The organism is Dyella jejuensis (genome assembly GCF_044904675.1).
Lineage (GTDB): Bacteria > Pseudomonadota > Gammaproteobacteria > Xanthomonadales > Rhodanobacteraceae > Dyella_B > Dyella_B jejuensis.
The window spans coordinates 39219-60142 of sequence record NZ_JADIKJ010000015.1; the positions used below are offsets into that span (position 1 = coordinate 39219).

Genomic DNA, 20924 nt, shown 5'->3' on the forward strand with positions numbered 1-20924 from the left:
CTACCAATGAGCCGCACGATCCACTGCGCCAAGCTCGGCATCGACGCCGAAGGCCTGGACTTCGCCCCCTGGCCCGGCCCGCTGGGCCAGCGCATCTACGCCGAAATTTCCAAACCGGCATGGCAACAGTGGCTGGCCCACCAGACCATGCTGATCAACGAATACCGCCTCAACCCGCTAGAACCGAAATCCCGCCAGCTCCTGAGCGGCGAGATGGAAAAATTCCTGTTCGGCGGCGACGCAAAGCCACCGGAAGGCTTCGTAGCGCCCGACGCCGAGTCTGACTGAGGCCAGAAACATTCTGCACTCCCAACCGGAGGGTGCAGCATGCGGATACGGCGGATTGGGTACCGGGTAAAAGGCTTTTACGCGGTGGCAGATCGTGCTCTTTGGTGGAGCATGATCAGTGCCGACGCGCAGCAGCGATACCGGATCGTGTGCTTCTGGGAGAAGCACGGACTCCTCGCCACGCAGGAAGCCTTCGGCGTATCCCGCCGTACGCTGTATGCATGGCGACAGCGACTGCACGCCGGCGGCGTGTGCGCCCTCAAGTACACGGCCGCACCGCTTGCGCCAACGGCACTGGCCCGCCGCACTGCTGGCTGAATTGCGTCGGTTGCGAACCGAACACCCCAACCTGGGCAAGGAAAAACTCCACCCGTTCCTGGCAACGTGGTGCCGCCGACAAGGGCAACGCTGCCCCTGCGTACGTACCATCGGCCGACTGATCGCCGACGCACCGGACACGATGCGCCATGCGCCACGCCGGGTCTCGCGCTTCCCACAAGGCCGTGTCCTGCGTCAACCACGCACCCGCAAGCCCAAAGGCTATCGACCCGAGAGTCCCGGCGACTGCGTGGCACTGACACCATTGAACGCCGCAAGGACGGCCTGGCAAGGTATCTCATCACCTGCATCGACCTGGCTAGCCGCTTCAGCTTCGCCCTCGCGTTCCGCACCCGTACCAGTGCCCATGCCGCCTTGACCCTGCGATGTGCGCAGATCGTGCTCCCCATCCCCATACGCCGCATCCTCTCCGACAACGGCGGCGAGTTCACCAGGCACTTCCACGACGCCACCGTCGCTTGCGACCTGACGCATTGGCACACCAGCCCGCGCACGCCGAAAATGAATGCCCATTGCGAACGATTCAACCGCACCATCCAGGAGGAGTTCGTCGACTACCACGAGGATCTCTTGTTCGCCGACATCCACGCCTTCAACGAACGACTCTTCGCCTGGCTCCATTGGTACAACGCCGAACGCCCTCATCACGGCATCGCCTTGCTCACTCCCCTCGATATACTCGCCCAACAGCTTGGCCATCAGTGCAGGATGTACTGGCCCAATACATTCTTCAATCGCGTTCACGCGCAAGCGTTCCACACCCAAGCGTTCTTCGATGAGTTCCAAGTCACCTTCTGTGGCATAGAGCTTGAACTGCTCTTGATGACGTGTGGCCGCGACCAGACCCAGATGCACATCCATGCGTTCTGCTGACGCCAGAAAGAACGACTGGGTGACGGTGGCGCCCTGCGCACGGTCAACGGTGCGCGCATATGCGTAATCAAGGTCACCATAAGTTGCGGTGTCCAATTTGACCAGGCTGTTGGCCTCATCTAAACGGACGCGCAGCATCAATGAGCCTTTGACCGTGGCCCGGATGCCCTCGACGATGCCCAGGGTTCCGTTGGTCACGCCCAGATCTTCGTTTAGCCGTCCAAATCGAAGGCGATCACCCACCGCCAAAGACATTTCAATCCGGCGCCGCCCTTGCTTCAACCGCACTGGATGATTTTCGGATGAAAAGGCCCCCAGCGATCAATCGTTCGCGGACCACTCGGTTGAGCTGAGCCGCATCCGCGTTGGTGCTGCCCATGACCAATTTATCGGCGGGTTCCAACGGCGAGTCGAAGTAGTCCTGCACCAATTGCGCCATGGCTTCGACCTTCGTGTCCGTTCGCTCAATCCGACCTCTTGCTTCCAAGCGGGCCAGGATGCCTGCCCCAAGCGATTGTTCGGCATCCCGCGACACAGCTCCTCGTTCCTTCCCCGCATGCGCATATATAAAGACTTCGGACGTGCGAACGTCCTGCACATCTTTTTGCCGGCGGATTTCAGTGAGTTCGACCTCTCCCAAGGCATCCCGAAACAGACGGAAAGCCTGACCCGCCGCCACCGGTGACAACTGTTGCGCGTCGCCCATCAGCACGACCTTGGCCCCTTTTCCGCATGTCGAAGGATCCGAGACACGGTGAGGGTGTCCGCCATGTGTTTTGAGTTGGTCAGCGGACCATCCCAGGATCAGTGCGGCCTCGGGCCCCGTGATCTCCGTGTGGTAATCGTAACGAGCATGCAAGTTTTCTCGATGCCATGGTTCGGCGAGATCGGGGCGAATGGCGCGAGATGATTTGGTAGACACGGGGTGATTGTGGCACGACCTTGCATGGACGTTGCTACTCACCGCCGCCCCATCAATGTTTTGGGTCACTTCCCTGGAAAAGGGATGCTCGCGGCTCATTCAATCTCTTTTAGTAACAGATTTTAAAACAGATCATGAGCCGCGGGTTCCGGCCCTTTGAAACGCTGATAACCCATAGATCTTGGAGCGGGCGCGGCTTGTGTGCGCTCAAACCTAAGCCGTTACGTCGCCACCGTCCCTGTGGCGACCTTATGATTAAGTCACTCAGATTCCAAACCAGCGTTAACCGCTAGGTTGTGGAAAGCCGACCATCGTGTCAAAGCGAAATGTCATGCGGAAGCCAACGACCGTAGCATGCGTGTCACGCGGATTGGGCACCGCCAATTGCAATTGATCTGGGTGCAACACGTATTGAACATAAGGGTAAAACACAAAACCCGGTGAAAGCGCGATGCCGTAATTGAGCTCCACACCTGTCTGATCCTTCATGGTGTAAGAAATGCCATGTGCGGCAGCAAGTAGCTCACGCGCGGCTTTCAAGCGCGAATCGAATTCCTGAAACGACACCAAGAAGTTCAACGAATCGGCAGCGCGGGATGCGAATGGGCCGGTAATCAGGAAACCGCCTTCAATCTGCTCACGATCATCGCTATAACCGGTAGCGTCCCAGTCCCCTGACGCGAATAGCGCCATCCCACGCGCACTGTGTGGATCGTCGCTAAAACGCCACACTGTTTGCGTGATCCCCGCAAACATGCCTACGGCTTTGTCATGCATGTCAGGCTTGCCGGGATGCGTCAGAATTGGCTCGCCTTCGTCGTTGTAAAACTTATCTGCATACGACGCGGTGTCGTAGTAACCACCGATATGGAAATTGGTCGGATACAATGAAGATGCGAGCGTAGTGAGATAACCCACCTGAGCGGGAATGAACGCGCCAGCCGCGGCATCCAAACCCCAATCGCGACCCGGCCAGCCGTTGTGAATCGACAACACTTGTTCGCTGGGCTCATTTTCAATCACACCCACTTTGGCATACCAATAAGGCGCAGGGTGAACGGTGATCACGCCACCCCACGTGCCGACCTGATAACCCGGATGGCTCGCGTTGAAGTTATACGCATGAGGGGTGCCACATGAGTTGCTCCAAAACGTGCAAAGCCAAGGCATCACGTGGAATCCGGGCGATAAACCAGGCAGATTCGACAACTGATTCATGCGACCAGCGGTGATGTGCACCACGCCATGGAACATGCTTTGATCGTAATAGAAGTCAACGAGACGCACTTCATCCCCAAACCCCCAGGGCACAAGCGCCTGGGAACCGGTGGATCGCCCGGCGTTCGCAGTCGTGCCGGCTTGCGTAGACAACGTGAAATCGAACATGCCACCTTTCAGGCCAAACGCTTTTTCAGTGTCGACGTCGAAACCGAAGTAACCCAATCCCAGCCAATTTGAACGCTGCGAATTACCTCCACCGGTGACATTCATGTATGCCTGTTGGTAGAAGCCGTGCAGGTAGATCCCATGGTCGGCCATGGCCTGTCCATCAGATCTCCCTACTGATTGCCAATTAAATAAATAGTTGGGACTTTCCTGGGAATCGGTCGTAGCACCTGTTTTGGGTGAAACCACCTGAGAAGGCGGCGCGCTCTGGGATGCGTTATCAAGCAAAAGTAGGGGCGCATCTTCAGCCGCTACAGAACCGGCAACCACGAACAGTGCGATCGATACGGTGATGAACAGCTTTCGACGCAGCAATACAGGAGACGAACGTTTGCACGTCATGGATTCTCCCTCCGAGAATGTGGTGAATGGTGTGAGCGATTGCTCAGGCGGAACGCGAAGACGACGATGTGTGGGTCGTGATGGACGGCGCCGTTCGCGTAGTTGACGCTTGTCCGGAAACGAGCGCTATACCGCGCGTTTCGGGGAGAAGTAAGGTGGCGATGATGGCCAGGGTGTAACCCGCAAGCGTAAAGATGCCAATGGCTTGACTTAGGGGAAGGTGCTCGGCAAGCATCCCCACCAGCACCACACATAAGGCACCAACGCCTTTGCCAAAGTTATAGGCAAAAGCCTGCCCTGCACCACGAATGGCTGTCGGAAACAGTTCGGTGAAATACGGTCCCAATGTGCTGTAAGTGGCACCCAAGCAGAAGCCCACAGGAAAACTCACGATCGCCAGCGCCGCGTTGTTGAGCGGCAGAAACAGATAAGCCAGCATCACCATCCACGACACGACGGACGCCAACAGAAAATTTCTACGGCGCCCAATCAAATCGGTTAAATAAGCGCTTCCAACAAACCCAAAGAATGACCCGATCGTTACCGTCGTCATGTAGATACCCACATCCACCCCGGATAGATGGCGTGCGGTCTTCATATACGTGGGCAGCCACGGAATTACCGCGCTTCCTGCCCCAATGACACCCAATGCCAGAAGAGAAGCCAACACAGTGGTTCGCACAATATCGGCTTGAAAAATCGCGAGCATGCCTGGCGCCCCTACTCCACGCTGTGCTTCGGCTGCCCGCGTTTTCTTGAACACCTCAGGTTCCTGCAAGTGCCGACGCAGGAAGATCACGAGCACTGCAGGTGTCACGGCAAACCAAAATAGTGCCCGCCACGCCATCGCTTGCGGCATCAGCCAAAAAGCGGCAGTGGAGATCAACGTTGCAAGCGTCCAACCCACGCCATAACCACTTTGGATGCAGCCCACTGCTTTGCCCCGATGCTCTGGGCGGATGATCTCGCCCATCAAGACAGCGCCAGCGGCCCACTCACCGCCAAACCCCAGTCCTTGTAGAAAGCGAAGCACGAGAAGTTGGTCATAATTTTGTGCAAAGCCAGCCAACGCCGAAAAGGCGGCAAACCAAAGCACGGTGAATTGCAGAACACGCAAGCGTCCGATGCGATCAGCCAAGATGCCGCATAACCAACCACCGATCGCGGTTGCAATGAGTGCAGCGGTGCCCAACGATCCCGCCTGTGTCTTGCTGATGTGCCAAGTGGCCATCAACGCAGGCACCATAAAGCTGAAGAGCTGAGCGTCCATGGCATCCAGACTCCAGCCAGAAAAGCACGCCCAGAAGGTGCGCTTTTCCTGTTTGGATAAATCGACATACCAACCGAACATTGCACTTCTCCCCTTGCTCAAGAACCTCTAATGGGTTCTTTGATGCGTGGACTTTCAGTTTTTTGACACAAAACGTCCCTGTGCCGGCACAGTTTCTCCGGATTGCCAAGATTGACATTTATAGGAATAACTCGGCTACGCGCGCCGCATCATGTGAGTTGGGATCATGCTGACTCCATACTTTGTCCTTGCTGGATGATGTGCTTCGCCATCGTCTCATGGCTCACAATCCAGACGTCTGAAAGGCGGTTGTAATAAGCGAGTATGTCGTTCAGTGCAGCCACCATCATGGGCCGCCCCCCGAACTGACAATGCAACGCTATCGCCAAAAATGAACCTGGCTCATGTTCGCGAAGAAAATCGATCGTATGGGTATACACGTCCACCCAATCACGAGGGCTCCCTCGCAACACACGGTTGTCAGTGAAGTCGCTATTGGGAATGGCTATTAACTGACCCGATGGCGTGGTAATGGCATGGGGCAGATCGGCGTAATTAACATCGCTGTGCCAAGTTAAACCTGCCTCAGCCAAAAATTCAGGAGTGCGTGGCGTGAATGCCAGCACGGGACTTAACCATCCAGTGACAGGGCGCGCCGACACGGAATTGAGTAGGTCGAGCGACCGATGGATTGTCGCGCGCTCCTCCTCGGCATCCAAATAAGTCAGTAATCCATCTTGCGTATACGCATGTCCAGCGATGTCATGACCGGCTGCCACCACGCCACGCACTGAAGCAGGGTAATCTTCCACACATCGAGCACTGGTAAAAAACGTTGCCTGCGATTTATGACGATCAAGGGTTCGCAGGATACGCCAAACACCTTCGCGTGCACCGTAGCTCGCCCACGAAATACCCGCATGATTCACCGTGCCAGGTTTTAACGGTGTCGTTTGAACGGAATAGCTCGGCGCATTGCCTTCGGACCACGTCTCCAACAATACGGTGATGCACACCGCCACTCGTTTACCTGAAGGAAGAGGAATACCCACATGTTTCATCATTCGTCGTCCACCTGAGCAAGTTGCGGAACCAAATGGGCTGCCGCGTCCTCGGCGACCAAGATAAAGCGATTTTCTGCACCACTGCGTCGGATTAATGCCGCGTCCTGATACTCATTGGACGCATACCAGTTTCGCGCCTGTTCAACACTCGGAAACTCAATAACACCGATCGCAAGCGGTGGAGAGGGCCCCTCCAACGACACAATCGCCGTAGACAGTGCCAAGTAACGACCGCCGAACTTAGCGATGGACGCAGCAGCAAGCGGCCCGTAAGTTGCAAAGACGCTTGTGTCCCATTCCTTCAATCGCTCAGCGATGACGAAGGCTTTCATTCTCTTGCGTTCGGCGTCGTCGGTCATTGCACTTATTCCTTCAAGCCTTCACCTAAAGCCACACCGCGCACTACAACACTATCGACAGGGGGCGATCCACACTCATTGGAAATTCCCGACGCGCCCTCGACAATATGGTTTTCCAATTCGCCCAAGCCATCAACGGCGACGGTGACCACATCACCGGGCTGCACCGGACGAGAGTTCGCAGGCGTGCCCGTCAGAATCACATCGCCGGGGAAGAACGTATGGGTGCGGGATAGATCCGCGAGCAAATACGCCATGCTCCAAATCAAATCATCAAGTGATGCTTCTTGCATCACTTTTCCGTTAACGCGAGTGCGCAGGACCTTTCCTTCAGGATGCCATCCACGCACCAAACCAGGGCCAAGCGGACCCAATGTATCGGCGCCTTTAACGCGCACCATGGAGCCGCGATCGGTTTCACGAAAATCATGCAGACCGAAATCGTTGGCAATCGTGTAGCCCTCGATATAGTGCTCTGCATCGGCCATACGAACATTGCGGCACGTGCGTCCCACAACGATCCCCACTTCGCCCTCATAGTTAAGGTACTTGCACCCTTGTGGGCGCACCACCTGCCCCTTGTGGCTGTTCAGGGCTGACGTAGGCTTTTGGAAGTAAGAAGGCGTATCGGGCGATATGGTTTTCAACTCCACCACACGATTCATGAAATTGAGATGCGCACAAATGATTTTGGTAGGCACGCACGGTGGTAAGTGAATCGCTTCGTCCGCGCGCACCGTTCGGCCATCTGGCGCACGCAGCACATCGCCATCGCGCAATACTTCGACCGTCGTGCCTTGCAGCACGATTCGACGGGTTTCAACAATACTCACAAACGATCTCCTGTCTTGGCGCTATCGCTGGACGGACGCGCTCCCGCCGGCGGCGCGGAGGGATACTCACGCCCGACGTAGTCAAATCCACCCAGCTCGAAGCGATCACCATCCGCGGGTTGCGGCGTGGCGTAATACGCGCGGATTTCTTTGATCAACCCGCTCTTACCATCTAACTCATACCATTCGATGCCACGAAGCAGCTTGTCTTGCTTGGTCTTGAAGTGCGTCCACTCCATCACCGCCTGCAATGAGGCGGGTTCGATCAACAAACGATCGACAGTCCAATACGAACCAAGTGTATGCACCGCCTGTCGCCAACGCTCGGCAATTTTTTGTGCGCCGCGAAACGGTCCTTCATACATGCCGGGCGGGAAGTAATGCACGGCGTCAGACGTAAAGCATCCCAACATGCCCTGGACGTCAGCATCGTTACAGGCCTGAAAGTAGCGACGAATCAGCGCGTCGATGCGACCAGCATCGTGGATGGCGTCGTTGTGATTTGCTTGCACCATCGAATCAATCCCTCAAGTAAACGTGCCCTTATGCTGGACGACGTTACGTCTAACAATGTCGATAGTCAATATCCTGTATTGCATTCCAATAGGCTGGAATCTACAATCGACTCGCGCCCGCAACCATCACGATAGGAGCGCGATCAAAAAGTGTGCTTTGCAGACGCTTGTTGTTTCGCCGCACTCGCCAGGAGAAATCATGACCACGACCAAACTTGCGACCAGAAAAAGCCCGATAAAGGTCGAACTTCCTGCGAACAGCGGCGCACGCGCACTTGTGCCAGCGCTCGATCGTGCGATGCAGATTCTTGCGCTGCTGGAAGCAGCCCCTCGCCGCCCTTTCACCGTCGTGGAAATCACACAACAACTCGGGATTCCCAAGTCCAGCGTTTTCAATATTTGCGGGGCGATGGTGGAAGGCCAACTGCTTCGACGTTCACGCGAAGGCTTTCAGTTGGGACGCAAGCTCGTCCAACTTGGTTCAGCCTACGTGTCGAGCGTCAACATCGTTGGCGAATTCTATGACGCCTGCAGAAGCGTGCCGCCGGAACTAGGCGCTGTCATCCAGTTGGCGGTCATTGACGATAAGTTCGATACCGTCTATTTGGCGCTGCAAGACTGCAATAGCGGTTTGCGGCTAGGCCTCGGCGGAGGCATTGGTCGCCGCGTCCCCGCCAACTGCACGGCATGCGGAAAAGCGCTATTGGCCACGTTGCCAGAAACGCAGCTCGAACAATGGCTCGCATCGGTCGGGCAACTTCCCAAACTCACCCCTCGCTCGGTCATTTCAAAAGCCAAGTTGCAACAGGAAATCGCGGAGGTTCGCAATCAAGGTATTGCGCATGATGAGGAAGGAACCATCATCGGCTTATGTTGTGTTGCCGCGGCCTTACCTACTCCACACGTTGACGGCGGCTTCGTCGCTGTGAGCATCAGTGCTCAACGAGAACTTCTGACTACCAAACGTAAGCTAGAAATTCGTCAGACACTCACTCACATCTGCGAAGCGTTGCGCCATCGCATTTAAACATATCGACGTGCAATCCTAATGATAAGGAACGTGATAATGAACGCGCCGACGGCAACCTTCCGCAGCATCAATCCATCAACGGGACAGACACTCAACACTGACTACCCTTCCCAAGGCCTAGAAGATGTTGAAAAGGCCTGTCATCTGGCTGCGCATGCATTCCCGATCTATCGCGAGAGCAGCCCTGACCTGCGCGCCGCATTCTTGGAGTTAATTGCTGAAAATATCATCGGGCTTGGTGACCAGTTAATTCAGATGGCGTCCGCAGAAACAGGACTCCCCGTTGCCAGAATTACGGGCGAACGCGCTCGCACTGTTAATCAGTTGCGGATATTTGCCGATGTCGTGCGCGAAGGCTCCTGGGCAGACATTCGGATCGACCACGCCATGCCCCGACGCGAGCCCCTGCCACGTTCTGATCTGCGACTCAGGAAGGTGGGCTTGGGACCCGTTGCAGTCTTTGGCGCTTCAAACTTTCCATTGGCATTTTCGACCGCGGGTGGCGATACCGCATCGGCATTAGCTGCCGGTTGTCCGGTTGTCTTAAAAGCCCATCCGGCCCATGCGGGAACAAGTCTTTTGGTGGCGTCTGCCATTCGCAGCGCCATCGAGGCTTGCCGCTTACACGAAGGCGTCTTTCAACATCTGACGGGCCAGGGGAATGAGTTGGGAACCCTGCTCGTCAATGATTCGCGCATCAAGGCAGTCGGCTTTACAGGCTCTCGCGCAGGAGGGTTAGCCCTTGTTGCAGTGGCCGCGGCACGGCGAGAACCCATTCCCGTTTATGCGGAAATGAGCAGTGTTAATCCCGTTTTTTTGATGGCTGGCGCGTTGCGCGATCGAGCGGCAATGTTGGGCGAAGCTTTCATTAGCTCCTTATCAATGGGGGCGGGACAGTTTTGCACCAATCCAGGTATCGTTTTCGCGGTAGATGGCCCAGATCTCACTCGCTTCGAGCAAGCCGCTATCGAAGCACTTTCTAAGACACGTGCAGCAACGATGCTCACTGCGGGAATACATCGCTCATATGAGACAGGCGTTGAACGCATCGCTTCAAGTGAAGGTGTAGAACAGCTCGCCCGCGGTTGTGCCAGTGAAGGCGTCAACCAAGGTCAGGGAGCGATCTTTGCGACCAATGCAGAGGTATTTCGCAAGAACAGCGAGCTTCGTGAAGAAGTGTTTGGTGCGAGCTCCGTCATTGTGCGTTGCCCTAACGTGGAGACAATGGTGGCTTTGGCACGCGACATGGAAGGCCAATTGACGAGCACGCTTCATCTGGCTGATGAGGACTATGACGATGCAAAGCAACTGTTGCCTGTGCTGGAAGATCGGTGTGGTCGTCTCTTGGTCAACGGTTGGCCCACAGGCGTCGAAGTCTGCCATGCGATGGTGCATGGTGGCCCCTTCCCCGCAACCTCTGACACACGCACGACGTCCGTTGGATCGATGGCCATCGATCGTTTTCTAAGGCCAATTTGTTATCAGGATTTTCCAGACTCGCTCCTTCCGACATCTTTGAAGGAAGAGAACCCGCTGAAATTTCCGAGGCGTGAGGCGTAGGCGTTAATTTGGTGCTGCTATTTTGACGGCCACTAGCCTCCTTACTCACTGCGACTTTCTCGTGCTTAGCAACATGCACGGCTGGGGCTCGGCGCCCTTGTGGCCCCCGATCCCACGGTTTTTGGCGGCCAGAGAGGAGTCGTTCAGTCAAATCTTCCTCGCAGCGATGGCGCCCCTTTACGGCGACCAAGATGATCTATCTTGGTTTCAGGGGCTTGGGCGCAACCCTAAGCGTGGCGCGGCCTAGACGGGAAAAAAGCCTTGACGGAAGGAAGCGGCTCCGCTTTAATTGTCGGCTCCACGCGATACCCTGGCCGGGTAGCTCAGTTGGTAGAGCAGGGGATTGAAAATCCCCGTGTCGGCGGTTCGATTCCGTCCCCGGCCACCATTGAAAACTTAAGCCCCGCAACGGCACCTGGCCGTTGCGGGGCTTTTTCGTTGTACATGCGGCTATACCAGTCGATCAACGCCGCAAAATAGACGAAGCCCTGTGCCATCGGGATATAACTGATGTCCACGACCCAGACCTGATGGGACGCGGTGACCCTCACCGCGTAACAAGTACGGATAGATCCGGCAGGCAGGATGCCGACGGCTGGTGTCGGGCTTGCGATAAAGCGCCTCGATGCCCATCCGGCACATCAGTATGGTCACATGCTTGCGACCCACCACGAGGCGGTCACGACCCAGCAGATCACGCAGCATACGACTGCTACTTTTTCCCTGGTTCTTTTTTTACGGATCGCCTTGAAGCCAAAGGCCTCACACCCAGCCTGTTGCCAAACCCTAGTCCGGCTTCGCCGAAATCACGCAGGCTTTTCCAAAAGGCGTGAAATTCGCGCTCGACGTCGTGTCGAGTATTACCTGAATCACGGACGCTCTCATCTCCAGGCTTTTGCGCTGCGATTCGAAAGCCCGCAACGACAACGGCCGCTAACAATTCAGCGCGTGCGCGTAGCGTCTTCGCCCCACTGGTACGCTCACCCAGGGTGACTGCGATAGCACGTTCAAGATGTAAATATTTGAGCTGATGACGCGATTGCAGCGCAGGTGTACGACGAACCAGCGCATCGATAGCAATGTTCTCAGGACTCGCCGCATCTGCGATGGCAATTGCTATCGCGCGCTCGATGAGCACCGGCCACGGTTCATCCGCTGGCCGTTTTCTTATCTCATCGACGACTGCCGTGAGGAAATTCTCTTGATTCGCAAAGAGAACGTCTTCTTTCGCTGGAAAGTAGTGAAACAAGCTTCGACGTGACACATCCGCTGCTTCGGCAATGGCCTCCACCGTTGTCGCGTCGTACCCGTCCCGCAGGAACAGCTTGATCGCGGCCTTGGCGATTCTTTCGCGAGTCTCGCGTCGCTTGCGTCCTCTGCGACCTTCGCTTGCGTCGGGGAAGCTCAATTCGCTCAATTTACACTCCTTGCAATAATGCACTTAGTGCATTATTGTGCCGGCCGACAGCCAGCGCAAGCCACCGCAGGCAAATCGCGCCACTCCCAACTGTTCAAAATGAGGAAGCACATGGGCTGGACAATTGCAGACCTGCCAAACCAGCACGGACGCGCGGCTCTGGTAACGGGCGGTGCGAGCGGAATCGGATTCCAGGTGGCGAAAGAATTGGGGGCCAAAGGGGCAAGCGTGACCCTGCTCGGCCGCGACCCGGTAAAGGGCGCGTTGGCGGTTGCGCGTTTGCGCGCGAACGGGGGCAACTATTCCTTCGAACAAGTGGACCTTGCGTCACTTGCATCCATTACCGAATTGGTAGCTCGCTGGGGCGTTCGCCCCATTCATTTGCTCATGAATGTAGCTGGCGTGATGGCTGTGCCCGGGCGCAGGCTTACAGAAGACGGCTTCGAGATGCACATGGGCACCAACTTCTTGGGCCATTTCGCTTTGACGATGGGGTTGTTACAAGCTTTGCGGGCAGGCCACGCCCGTGTCGTTACGGTTAGCGCACTGGTCGGACGACTCAAATCCGCCAGCATCGACCTCGATGATATTCAAGCCAGGCATCAGCGCTATTCACCCATGAAGGCGTATGCTCGCAGCAAACTCGCCGACATCATGTTTGCCATTGAGTTGCAGCGGCGTGCGACGGCAACCAACTCAGGCATTACCAGCGTCGCAGTTGATCCCGGCACAGCGAATACAGATTTGCAGCGACACGTTTCGGGCTTCGTTGCTGCACTTGGCCGAGCACTGATCAACATTATTGGCTACCCCATTGATCGCGTCGCCGAAAACATCCTTTTCGCGGCAGTGATGGATCATCCAACGGACAAAACACTCATTGCACCTTCGCGGTTTATTCAGCGATTCGCATCTCCACGCGACGTCGGAATTCCGACGCTTGCCAATGACTCAACATCACGGGAACGTTTGTGGCAAGAAGCTGAGAAATTAACCGGCGTATGCTTTTCGAATAATGATCTTGCCACTGAATCACGGACTCAGTCAGGCGACATGTTGTAGCTCGAGCTGCACCGGACCGAGATAGCCAGAGTGGTACGAAGGCGCTGGCGATCGTAGTAAACCTCGACGCAGTCGAAAGTATGCCTTGGCCTGTTCGCGCATCGTAGAGCGCTCATTCTGAATAGCTTCGACCTTCCAGTAACGCATCTACCTCCCTTCCCGTCCAGGCGACTGATGCCACCGCCCGCCCTTTCCCTGAGCCAGCGGCGAATACTTTCCGTTTTGGCATGGCGCCCACCCCCTGATTGAGGACAAACCGCGGGGCTTTTTGCGGCAAACCCGCGCGATCCTTCTTGCTCTACTAACGGTAGCTTAGCGATTTAAAATCATTTAATCGGCGGCTCAATCGGCCTTCTGCCACCATCAGTTTCAAGGACTTGCAGCCATACAAGCCTCCTCATTAGCGCCTGCCATGACAGGGCATAGACGACTTCGTGTTAGCAGCTCTACAGCTATGCTTACGTGATTCAACCACTGTTACGTTCATGAAAGCAGGGGATCGAAGACATGAAAAAACCGCCAGTCGAGAAGGGGCACGCCCCTACCTGGGCGCCGGGAGAAGTCCATAGCCATGCGGCTGCTTCCACGCAAGCGGCAGCGTCAGGTTCATCACTTTCCTACTTCGTCCATGTGTTCTTTTTTGCGAGCTGGGTGGCGATATGTTCGGCAGCACCGGAGCTCATCTGGCAAGGCTTTCTGACCGCCCTGCATCATTTTGATTGGATCACCGTCGGCTCGGCGTTGCTGGTCGGCGCGATCGTCGCTTTTTTTGTCGAGCCACTGACCGAAAGGCTGCGGGCCGGAAGCATCAACCTTACGCATAAACACAAGACCACCACCCACGCTACGTTTACGGCGTTTGGCTTCGCCGTGCTTGCCGTTTTGGTCCACGATGCCATTACGACTTATGTGGCAACCACTTACGCCGGCCACCAGGCGAAGGACAATCTGGTCTACGCTATTACGGAAGTTTCCCAATGGGCCTGGATTCCGTTCTTCATCACCATCGCGTGGATGTTTGCGCGTGAAGCGCGATGGGCGGCGATACCTGTCCTATTGCTGGCGCTCGTTGCCATCGTGGCTGTCGGCTTCGCTTTCGACTGGTACGCCATCGATATTTTCACTACTACCATTCCATGCGCGGCTATCTTGTTCGGCGGGTTTTACGTGATGCGTTGGCATGCAGATCCGAAAGCACTCATGCGCTGCACCACGATCACAGCAGCCATAGCCATCGCCTGGCTCGCTTCAATGGGCCTGTTGCAGGCTATCTTTTCACTATTTGCCGTTAAGTCGCTGCGCGTCTACACCTGGGGCGAGTACGCCATCGATTGTCGGTTCTACCTGGGATGGGTGATTGGTCTGGTTATTGCGCCCAGCCCTACAGCGCATCACCTTTCTAAGACACATTCCTGAGAATCCGGTATCGCCTCGAGAGTTAAGCAAACGCATAACTGACCGCACCGCCGCTTGCAGCCGCGGATCAGTGCCAAGTCGAAAAACTTCTGCTCGGGGACGTGGGGAATGCACATGATCGCTCATCCCGGCAAATCCAAATCAAGTTGCCAGTGCCATGCGCCGTGGAAGCCGCCGCCTGCCGGGGCGAATGCGCCGGGCTGCCCGCTGCCATCGAATTAAAGCGACGTAGTGAGCTGGGTCAGCCAGTCCGGCAATACGCCGATGACTGCGGCTTCCACGCTCCGATCCGCGCCGGTAAGGATGAATACGCCGACCAGCACGATAAGTACGCCGAGCACTTTCCTGCCGCGCGTGCCGGCAGACATCAGCTTGCCGCGCCAGCGCGCGAAAACGCTCTGCGCAAGCAGCGCTATGGTCAACAGCACCGTGGCGATGCCCAGGGCAAAGGCCATCATCACGAAAGCGACCTGCCCGAGATCCTTGCCTTGTGCGGCCAGCAAGGTCGCTGCGCCCAGGGTCGGTCCGACGCAGGGGCTCCACACCAGTCCCAGCAATACGCCAATGCCAGCCTGCCCCGCCAGGCCGAAACGCTCCAGCCGGGCCTGGCGCTCGCCGGCCCAGTTCGCCAATGGCGCCACCAGGTGTTCAAAGAATGCCTGCAGTTTCGGCACCGCCAGCACGATGCCGACCAGCAATAGCAACACTGCGCTAAAGGCGCGCAACGTATCGCCATTCAATCCGATCGATGCGCCGATCGTGGCTATCGCAAAACCGGCCAGGGTGAACGAGGCCACCAGGCCCACTGCCAGTGCCAGCGGTCCCCAGCGATGACGCTGGGCAGCGCTGCCCAGCACGATGGGAACCAGCGGAATCACGCACGGCGACAAAATCGTCAGCACACCCGCAGCGTATGCGAACAGCGGATTGAGGTTGCTACTCATGGCTGGCAACCGGCGCGATGATTGGAAGGATAGATACGGTCAAAGGACATTCCTGGCTCCGAATAGCGTTGATGCCCGCACCCCGCAGGCTTCTACGTTCCCTTTTTCGGTCGGAAGCCCGTCGCGGTTACTGCTGTAACCGCTGCGACAACGGTGACGAATAGCCCGGTGTACTCACCTGCAGGGATCCGCCATGTCCATCTTTCGCAAGCTTTGCGCTATCACGCTCTTCAGCCTGCTGTTTGCCACGCCGTTGCTGGCCCAACCCATCCAACCCTTCACCACCGCAGCGCTCAAGGCCGCCCAGGCGGCCGGCCAACCCGTGCTGGTGGATGCGTATGCAAGCTGGTGCCCGACCTGTCGCAAACAGGCGCCCACGATCGATGCCATGGCGAAAGACCCCGCCTTCGCAAAGCTGCTGATCCTGCGACTTGACTACGACAACCAGACTGCCGAAAAGCGCGCGCTGGGAATTGTCACGCAGAGCACCTTGATCGCCTACGACGGCAGCAAGGAAACCGGCCGCAGCGTCGGCGTGACCGATCCCGGCCAGATCAGGAAACTGGCGCAGTCAGCCCTGCCCTGAGCACGCTCAGAAACTGAATTCGTGGCCAATGCTTGCCCACCACGTGCCGGCGGCAGGATTGGAGAAATGCAACCGGCCTTGCCGATCCGGCTCGCCAGTCGTGACATGACGATAGACGCCAGCCTTGTTCCATCCCCGTGCATACGCCAGCGCCACGTCGAAGCCGCCAAGTCGGCGCGATAGCGTGGCGCTGGCATCTTGCCAGCTGTAGCTGGAGAAATGATTCACGCGCTGCCTTCCATAGTGAAGCGCAAGGCTGTAGCCATGCCCGAGGTCGACGTTGCGCGCAAGATCGATATATCCCGAACCGCGCGAATGGCTGTTCGCACCGATGCCAAGCGTTTGGCTGTTGTCGCCGAAATAGTCGCGGCTCACGGTAAGCGAATAGCTCAGCGACCATTCGCACCATGTCATGCCCGCTACCAGTTCCGAATAGCCATACCGGGTATTCGTCGCGGTAACCCTGGCACCTGGATAACGATAATCATACAAGGCGACCTGGTAATTCAGCGCCCCGAACTTTCCACGCTTTCCGGCATAGATATCCCATTCGACGCGCCCGCCTTCGATTGCATACGGGCTGATCGTCGAGAGCCAGCTACCTGCATACCATCCGTTCGGTGCCCCGTACTCCACGCCACCCTGCAACGCGGGCCTGCCCCAGCTTTGCTGGAAGCCGCGCGATACATACTGCGATGCCGCGGTGAGATTGCCAGCCAACGCGCCGCGTCCATCCTCGGCGTGAGCGCATGTAACGGCACAGCCAAGCGCCACGATCGGCGCGATCCGCCTCTTCATGACGAACTCCTATCGCGCTAGCGCTGGGCTTCGTTCGCCAATGCTTTCACCAGTCCACGCATGTACAGCAGCAGCACCAGTGAAAACGGCAAGCCGCACAACACCACCGCGGTTTGCATCGCGGTGAAGTTGCCCCCGCTTGCGTAAAGCAGGCCGATGGTCACCACGGTGGTGGTACTCGCCCAGAAAATGCGTAACCAGACTGGCGCGTCCTCTTCTCCACCGCCGCCCTGGGTGGACAGGTTGGCGATCATCAAGGTGCCCGAATCCACTGGCGTAAGGAACAGCACGAAGCCGATGATCACCGTGACGCCGGCAACGATGCGGGTGAAGGGCAGATATTCGAACAACTTGAACAGGGCCATCGGCGGATTGGCCTGCGCCACTTCGCCAAGTTCCTTCGCTCCGTGGTTGAACACCAGGTCGATCGCGGTATTGCCGAAGATGGACAGCCACGCCAGCGTAAAGCCAAGCGGTATCAGCAACACGCCAAGTATCACTTCGCGAATGCTGCGCCCGCGCGAGATGCGTGCGATGAACATGCCTACGAACGGCGCCCAGGCAATCCACCAGGCCCAATAGAACAGTGTCCATTCGCCCAGCCACTTGCGTGCCGTGCCATACAGGTAGAGGTTGAAGCTGCTTTGCACGAACGATGAGAGATAGTCGCCGACGTTCTGCACCATGCCGTCGAACAAGTGCAGCGTGGGTCCGCACGCCAGCACGAACAGCAGCAGCACGCACAGCAATCGCACGTTGAGATCGGAAAGCATGGCGATGCCTTTTTCCACGCCCGATACCGCCGCGATCGTGGCGACCACCATCATGACGATGACCAGCATGGTCAGCACGTGCGGTGTCGCCGGAATGCCGAACAGATAGTGCAGGCCGGAATTCAGCATCAACGCGCCGATCCCCAGGTTGGTCACCATCGATACCAGCGTCGCCAGAATGCCGAAGCCATCCACCGCATGCCCGATCCAGCCGTGGATGCGATCGCCAAACAGCGGATACAGCGCCGAACGCAAGGCAAGCGGCAAGTCTCGCCGATATGCAAAATAACCCAACGCGACGGCCATCAGCGCGTACAGCGCCCAGCCATGCAGGCCCCAGTGCAGGAAGCTGATCGCCATCGCCTGGCGCGCCGCCTCGGCGGTGCCACCGATGCCTTGCGGCGGCGAGAGAAAGTGATCGAGCGGCTCGTAGGCGCCGTAATAGATCAGCGCAATCCCGATGCCCGCGGAAAACAGCATGGATGTCCACGACACATAGCCGAACGCGGGTGCTTCGTGATCCTTGCCGAGCTTGACGTTTCCGTGCCGGGAGGCCGCCAGCCACAGCACGAAAACCAGGCAGGCCATCATGATCAGCACGTAATACCAGCCGAAGACGCGGGAAATCCATGCCTGCGCGTGGTCCAGCCAGACGGCGGCGGCCTGGGGCTGGAGCACCATCAGCGCGCCCAGCAGCAGGATCACGATGGCCGAGCAGAAGAACACCTTGGGATTGAGCCGCATGGCCGTCGCGACCGGGCTTTGCGTGTGTTTCTTATCCATGTACCTGCATTCCGTTGCGAATCCGATCATGCGCCAGCACCACTTGGCCGAGATCCAGGGCGTGTGCACGCTCGAGTCTATCGATTCCTGATTGAACGTTCAATCAAGATAAACTAAGCTTCCAGGCCTGTTCCGACCAGACTCTTGCTCCGTTATGCCCAAGCTAGGCATGCCACCGATCCGGCGCGATCAATTGATCCGTGCGACCTTCGACACCATCGACAGGGTCGGGCTGGCCGATGCCACCATCGCGGAGATTGCCGGACGCGCGGGCTTGTCCACGGGCATCATCAGCCATTACTTCGGCGGCAAGGACGGGCTGCTCAACGCGGCCATGCGGCAGATCCTGCGCGACCTGCGCAACGCGGTCGCGCGCCGCGCCGTCATGGCCGCGCCCGATCCCCGGTCCCAGCTGCGCGCCATCGTCGAGGGCAATTTCGACCCCTCGCAGGTGAGCGCGACCGCCATGCGCGTCTGGCTCACCTTCTGGGCGGCCAGCATGCACGATGCACAGCTGCGCCGGCTGCAACGCGCCAACGATCGGCGCCTCTATTCCAATCTCAGCCATCAATTCCAGCGTGTGCTGCCGCCTGAGCCGGCACGCACGGCCGCACGCGGACTCGCCGCCATGATCGACGGCCTGTGGCTGCGCGGAAGCCTGGCCGGCGGTGAATTCGATGTCGCACAGGCCCAACGGATCGCCTACGAATACCTGGATCAACACCTGCCGGAGCGCGCGCACTGAAAGCGCCGACGGCCGCAAGCATGGAGAGCACATGGCCCATCACGAACCGCAAAAGCTTTATATCCACGGTACGCGCGCCGACGCGACCAGCGGCGAAACTTTCGAAACCGTAAATCCCGCCAATGGCGACGTCATCGCCCAGGTGCAGCGCGCTTCGCAAGCCGACGTCGAGCGCGCTGTCGCGAGCGCCGAACAAGGCCAGCGCGAATGGGCCTCGTTCACCGCGATGCAACGCTCGCGCGTCATGCGGCGGGCCGTCGACATCCTGCGCGAGCGCAACGACGAACTGGCGCTGCTAGAGACCCTGGATACCGGCAAGCCCTATGCGGAAACCTCCACCGTGGACATCGTCACCGGTGCCGACGTGCTGGAGTATTACGCCGGCCTCGCACCCGCCCTCGAAGGCGAACAGGTGCCCCTGCGTGAATCGAGCTTTTTCTACACGCGCCGCGAGCCCCTCGGCGTCGTGGCGGGCATCGGCGCCTGGAATTACCCGATCCAGATCGCGCTTTGGAAGTCCGCCCCGGCGTTGGCGGCAGGCAATGCCATGATCTTCAAGCCGAGCGAAGTGACCCCGCTTACGGCGTTGAAGCTGGCGGAAATCTATACGGAAGCCGGCCTGCCCGCCGGCGTGTTCAATGTGCTGCAGGGTGCCGGACGATCGGTCGGCCAGTGGCTGACCGAACATCCCCGGATCGAGAAGATCTCCTTCACCGGCGGCGTGGAAACCGGCAAGAAAGTGATGGCCAGCGCGGCATCCTCCTCGCTGAAGGAAGTGACGATGGAACTGGGCGGCAAGTCGCCGCTGATCATCTTTCCCGATGCCGATATCGAGCGCGCCGCCGATATCGCGGTGATGGCCAATTTCTTCAGCTCCGGCCAGGTGTGCACGAACGGCACGCGGGTGTTCGTGCACCGTTCGATCCAGGCGCCTTTCGAGGCAGCGGTGCTGGCACGCACCGCGCGCATCCGCATGGGCGATCCCACTGAGCCGTCGGTGAATTTCGGCCCGCTGGCGAGCTTTGCGCATATGGAAAAAGTGCTGTCGTTGATCGCGCAAGGCGAGCGCGAAGGCGCGCAGCTGCTTGCCGGCGGCCGGCGCGCCACCGATGGCGCGCTGGCACGCGGCGCCTATGTGCAACCGACGGTATTTACCGACTGCGCCGATGACATGACCATCGTGCGCGAGGAAATCTTCGGCCCTGTAATGAGCATTCTCAGCTGGGAGGAAGAAACCGAAGTGATCGCGCGCGCGAACAACACCTACTTCGGGCTCGCCGCCGGCGTGGTCACGCCCGATCTCGCATGTGCGCATCGTGCCATCCATCAATTGCAGGCAGGCATTTGCTGGATCAATACCTGGGGCGAATCGCCGGCCGAAATGCCGGTAGGTGGCTATAAGCAATCCGGTGTCGGCCGTGAGAACGGCATCAGCACACTGGCCCATTACACGCGCATCAAGTCGGTGCAGGTGGAACTGGGACCGTTCGCCTCGGTGTTCTAGACCACGTTTGCGCGATGCCGGCACGGGGTCCGTC

General features: G+C 58.0%; 21 protein-coding genes, 1 tRNA gene and 1 pseudogene. 11 read left to right on the forward strand and 12 right to left on the reverse strand.

Annotation, left to right across the window (positions count from 1 at the left end; genetic code table 11):
* Window positions 1–6 precede the first annotated feature (6 nt).
* From ISP15_RS13350 to ISP15_RS13360, 3 genes are all read left to right on the forward strand, one after another.
* Entirely contained in the window at window positions 7–288 is a 282-nt protein-coding gene (locus ISP15_RS13350) for an oxidative damage protection protein (protein WP_404548031.1), read from the forward strand.
* Between the two features lie 111 nt (window positions 289–399).
* The gene (locus ISP15_RS13355; protein ID WP_404548033.1) at window positions 400–606 is read left to right on the forward strand and encodes a helix-turn-helix domain-containing protein; all 207 of its coding nucleotides are present in this window, start codon (window positions 400–402) and stop codon (window positions 604–606) included.
* A 69-nt stretch (window positions 607–675) separates the two neighbouring features.
* Window positions 676–1500, forward strand: coding sequence for an integrase core domain-containing protein (locus ISP15_RS13360; RefSeq protein ID WP_404548349.1), 825 nt, complete (start codon window positions 676–678; stop codon window positions 1498–1500).
* 256 nt (window positions 1501–1756) lie between these two features.
* Here the strand turns inward: ISP15_RS13360 and ISP15_RS13365 are convergent, their stop codons facing one another.
* The 7 genes from ISP15_RS13365 to ISP15_RS13395 all read right to left on the reverse strand — a co-directional run bounded on the left by ISP15_RS13365 (window position 1757) and on the right by ISP15_RS13395 (window position 8272).
* On the reverse strand, window positions 1757–2521 hold the full coding sequence (locus ISP15_RS13365; protein ID WP_404548034.1) for an AAA family ATPase: 765 nt from the start codon (window positions 2519–2521) through the stop codon (window positions 1757–1759).
* A 183-nt stretch (window positions 2522–2704) separates the two neighbouring features.
* Window positions 2705–4210 (reverse strand): carbohydrate porin, encoded by a 1506-nt coding sequence (locus ISP15_RS13370; RefSeq protein ID WP_404548036.1) that lies wholly within the window; start codon window positions 4208–4210, stop codon window positions 2705–2707.
* A 43-nt stretch (window positions 4211–4253) separates the two neighbouring features.
* On the reverse strand, window positions 4254–5561 hold the full coding sequence (locus ISP15_RS13375) for an MFS transporter (RefSeq protein ID WP_404548037.1): 1308 nt from the start codon (window positions 5559–5561) through the stop codon (window positions 4254–4256).
* Window positions 5562–5725: 164 nt separating this feature from the next.
* Complete coding sequence (locus ISP15_RS13380) at window positions 5726–6565, reverse strand: polysaccharide deacetylase family protein (protein ID WP_404548038.1); 840 nt, start codon at window positions 6563–6565, stop codon at window positions 5726–5728.
* Window positions 6562–6924: a DUF1330 domain-containing protein gene (locus ISP15_RS13385; protein WP_404548039.1), complete on the reverse strand. Its 363-nt coding sequence runs from the start codon at window positions 6922–6924 to the stop codon at window positions 6562–6564. The genes ISP15_RS13380 and ISP15_RS13385 overlap by 4 nt, the downstream gene beginning before the upstream one ends.
* A 5-nt stretch (window positions 6925–6929) precedes the next feature.
* Entirely contained in the window at window positions 6930–7757 is an 828-nt protein-coding gene (locus tag ISP15_RS13390; protein ID WP_404548040.1) for a fumarylacetoacetate hydrolase family protein, read from the reverse strand.
* A complete protein-coding gene (locus ISP15_RS13395) occupies window positions 7754–8272 on the reverse strand; it encodes a nuclear transport factor 2 family protein (RefSeq protein WP_404548042.1) in 519 nt (172 codons plus the stop codon). The genes ISP15_RS13390 and ISP15_RS13395 overlap by 4 nt, the downstream gene beginning before the upstream one ends.
* A 199-nt stretch (window positions 8273–8471) precedes the next feature.
* Between ISP15_RS13395 and ISP15_RS13400 the strand changes: the two genes are divergently transcribed.
* The 3 genes from ISP15_RS13400 to ISP15_RS13410 all read left to right on the forward strand — a co-directional run bounded on the left by ISP15_RS13400 (window position 8472) and on the right by ISP15_RS13410 (window position 11250).
* A complete protein-coding gene (locus ISP15_RS13400) occupies window positions 8472–9299 on the forward strand; it encodes an IclR family transcriptional regulator (protein WP_404548043.1) in 828 nt (275 codons plus the stop codon).
* Window positions 9300–9338: 39 nt separating this feature from the next.
* The gene (locus ISP15_RS13405) at window positions 9339–10862 is read left to right on the forward strand and encodes an aldehyde dehydrogenase (NADP(+)) (RefSeq protein WP_404548044.1); all 1524 of its coding nucleotides are present in this window, start codon (window positions 9339–9341) and stop codon (window positions 10860–10862) included.
* Between the two features lie 312 nt (window positions 10863–11174).
* Window positions 11175–11250: transfer RNA gene (locus ISP15_RS13410), tRNA-Phe, on the forward strand.
* Between the two features lie 58 nt (window positions 11251–11308).
* Here the strand turns inward: ISP15_RS13410 and ISP15_RS13415 are convergent.
* Both ISP15_RS13415 and ISP15_RS13420 read right to left on the reverse strand, forming a co-directional pair.
* Window positions 11309–11579, reverse strand: a pseudogene (locus ISP15_RS13415) (IS3 family transposase); the annotation flags it as partial.
* Entirely contained in the window at window positions 11575–12303 is a 729-nt protein-coding gene (locus tag ISP15_RS13420) for a TetR/AcrR family transcriptional regulator (protein WP_404548045.1), read from the reverse strand. The gene ISP15_RS13420 and the pseudogene ISP15_RS13415, both read right to left, overlap by 5 nt.
* 87 nt (window positions 12304–12390) lie before the next feature.
* Between ISP15_RS13420 and ISP15_RS13425 the strand changes: the two genes are divergently transcribed.
* Together ISP15_RS13425 and ISP15_RS13430 are read left to right on the forward strand one after the other, a co-directional pair.
* A complete protein-coding gene (locus ISP15_RS13425) occupies window positions 12391–13341 on the forward strand; it encodes an SDR family NAD(P)-dependent oxidoreductase (protein ID WP_404548047.1) in 951 nt (316 codons plus the stop codon).
* Between the two features lie 507 nt (window positions 13342–13848).
* Window positions 13849–14757, forward strand: coding sequence for a hypothetical protein (locus ISP15_RS13430; protein WP_404548048.1), 909 nt, complete (start codon window positions 13849–13851; stop codon window positions 14755–14757).
* Window positions 14758–14975: 218 nt separating this feature from the next.
* Here the strand turns inward: ISP15_RS13430 and ISP15_RS13435 are convergent, their stop codons facing one another.
* The gene (locus tag ISP15_RS13435) at window positions 14976–15701 is read right to left on the reverse strand and encodes a cytochrome c biogenesis CcdA family protein (protein ID WP_404548049.1); all 726 of its coding nucleotides are present in this window, start codon (window positions 15699–15701) and stop codon (window positions 14976–14978) included.
* A 193-nt stretch (window positions 15702–15894) separates the two neighbouring features.
* Between ISP15_RS13435 and ISP15_RS13440 the strand changes: the two genes are divergently transcribed.
* Window positions 15895–16287, forward strand: coding sequence for a thioredoxin family protein (locus ISP15_RS13440; RefSeq protein ID WP_404548051.1), 393 nt, complete (start codon window positions 15895–15897; stop codon window positions 16285–16287).
* 6 nt (window positions 16288–16293) lie between these two features.
* Here ISP15_RS13440 and ISP15_RS13445 read toward each other — a convergent pair whose 3' ends face one another.
* Entirely contained in the window at window positions 16294–17085 is a 792-nt protein-coding gene (locus ISP15_RS13445; protein WP_404548052.1) for a TorF family putative porin, read from the reverse strand.
* Window positions 17086–17102: 17 nt separating this feature from the next.
* A complete protein-coding gene (locus ISP15_RS13450; protein ID WP_404548053.1) occupies window positions 17103–18641 on the reverse strand; it encodes a BCCT family transporter in 1539 nt (512 codons plus the stop codon).
* 154 nt (window positions 18642–18795) lie between these two features.
* Here ISP15_RS13450 and betI point away from each other — a divergent pair, with 154 nt between their 5' ends.
* Both betI and betB read left to right on the forward strand, forming a co-directional pair.
* A complete protein-coding gene (betI, locus tag ISP15_RS13455) occupies window positions 18796–19386 on the forward strand; it encodes a transcriptional regulator BetI (protein ID WP_404548055.1) in 591 nt (196 codons plus the stop codon).
* A gap of 31 nt (window positions 19387–19417) precedes the next feature.
* Entirely contained in the window at window positions 19418–20890 is a 1473-nt protein-coding gene (betB, locus tag ISP15_RS13460; protein WP_404548056.1) for a betaine-aldehyde dehydrogenase, read from the forward strand.
* Window positions 20891–20924: the final 34 nt, after the last annotated feature.

Coding starts and splice junctions, on each gene's coding strand:
- ISP15_RS13430 (WP_404548048.1), top strand. CDS start 13,849: ATGAAAAAACCGCCAGTCGAGAAGGGGCACGCCCCTACCTGGGCGCCG.
- ISP15_RS13365 (WP_404548034.1), bottom strand. CDS start 2,521: ATGAGCCGCGAGCATCCCTTTTCCAGGGAAGTGACCCAAAACATTGAT.
- ISP15_RS13450 (WP_404548053.1), bottom strand. CDS start 18,641: ATGGATAAGAAACACACGCAAAGCCCGGTCGCGACGGCCATGCGGCTC.
- ISP15_RS13355 (WP_404548033.1), top strand. CDS start 400: ATGATCAGTGCCGACGCGCAGCAGCGATACCGGATCGTGTGCTTCTGG.
- betI (WP_404548055.1), top strand. CDS start 18,796: ATGCCCAAGCTAGGCATGCCACCGATCCGGCGCGATCAATTGATCCGT.
- betB (WP_404548056.1), top strand. CDS start 19,418: ATGGCCCATCACGAACCGCAAAAGCTTTATATCCACGGTACGCGCGCC.
- ISP15_RS13350 (WP_404548031.1), top strand. CDS start 7: ATGAGCCGCACGATCCACTGCGCCAAGCTCGGCATCGACGCCGAAGGC.
- ISP15_RS13405 (WP_404548044.1), top strand. CDS start 9,339: ATGAACGCGCCGACGGCAACCTTCCGCAGCATCAATCCATCAACGGGA.
- ISP15_RS13385 (WP_404548039.1), bottom strand. CDS start 6,924: ATGACCGACGACGCCGAACGCAAGAGAATGAAAGCCTTCGTCATCGCT.
- ISP15_RS13435 (WP_404548049.1), bottom strand. CDS start 15,701: ATGAGTAGCAACCTCAATCCGCTGTTCGCATACGCTGCGGGTGTGCTG.
- ISP15_RS13380 (WP_404548038.1), bottom strand. CDS start 6,565: ATGATGAAACATGTGGGTATTCCTCTTCCTTCAGGTAAACGAGTGGCG.
- ISP15_RS13395 (WP_404548042.1), bottom strand. CDS start 8,272: ATGGTGCAAGCAAATCACAACGACGCCATCCACGATGCTGGTCGCATC.
- ISP15_RS13370 (WP_404548036.1), bottom strand. CDS start 4,210: ATGACGTGCAAACGTTCGTCTCCTGTATTGCTGCGTCGAAAGCTGTTC.
- ISP15_RS13440 (WP_404548051.1), top strand. CDS start 15,895: ATGTCCATCTTTCGCAAGCTTTGCGCTATCACGCTCTTCAGCCTGCTG.
- ISP15_RS13400 (WP_404548043.1), top strand. CDS start 8,472: ATGACCACGACCAAACTTGCGACCAGAAAAAGCCCGATAAAGGTCGAA.
- ISP15_RS13375 (WP_404548037.1), bottom strand. CDS start 5,561: ATGTTCGGTTGGTATGTCGATTTATCCAAACAGGAAAAGCGCACCTTC.
- ISP15_RS13425 (WP_404548047.1), top strand. CDS start 12,391: ATGGGCTGGACAATTGCAGACCTGCCAAACCAGCACGGACGCGCGGCT.
- ISP15_RS13445 (WP_404548052.1), bottom strand. CDS start 17,085: ATGAAGAGGCGGATCGCGCCGATCGTGGCGCTTGGCTGTGCCGTTACA.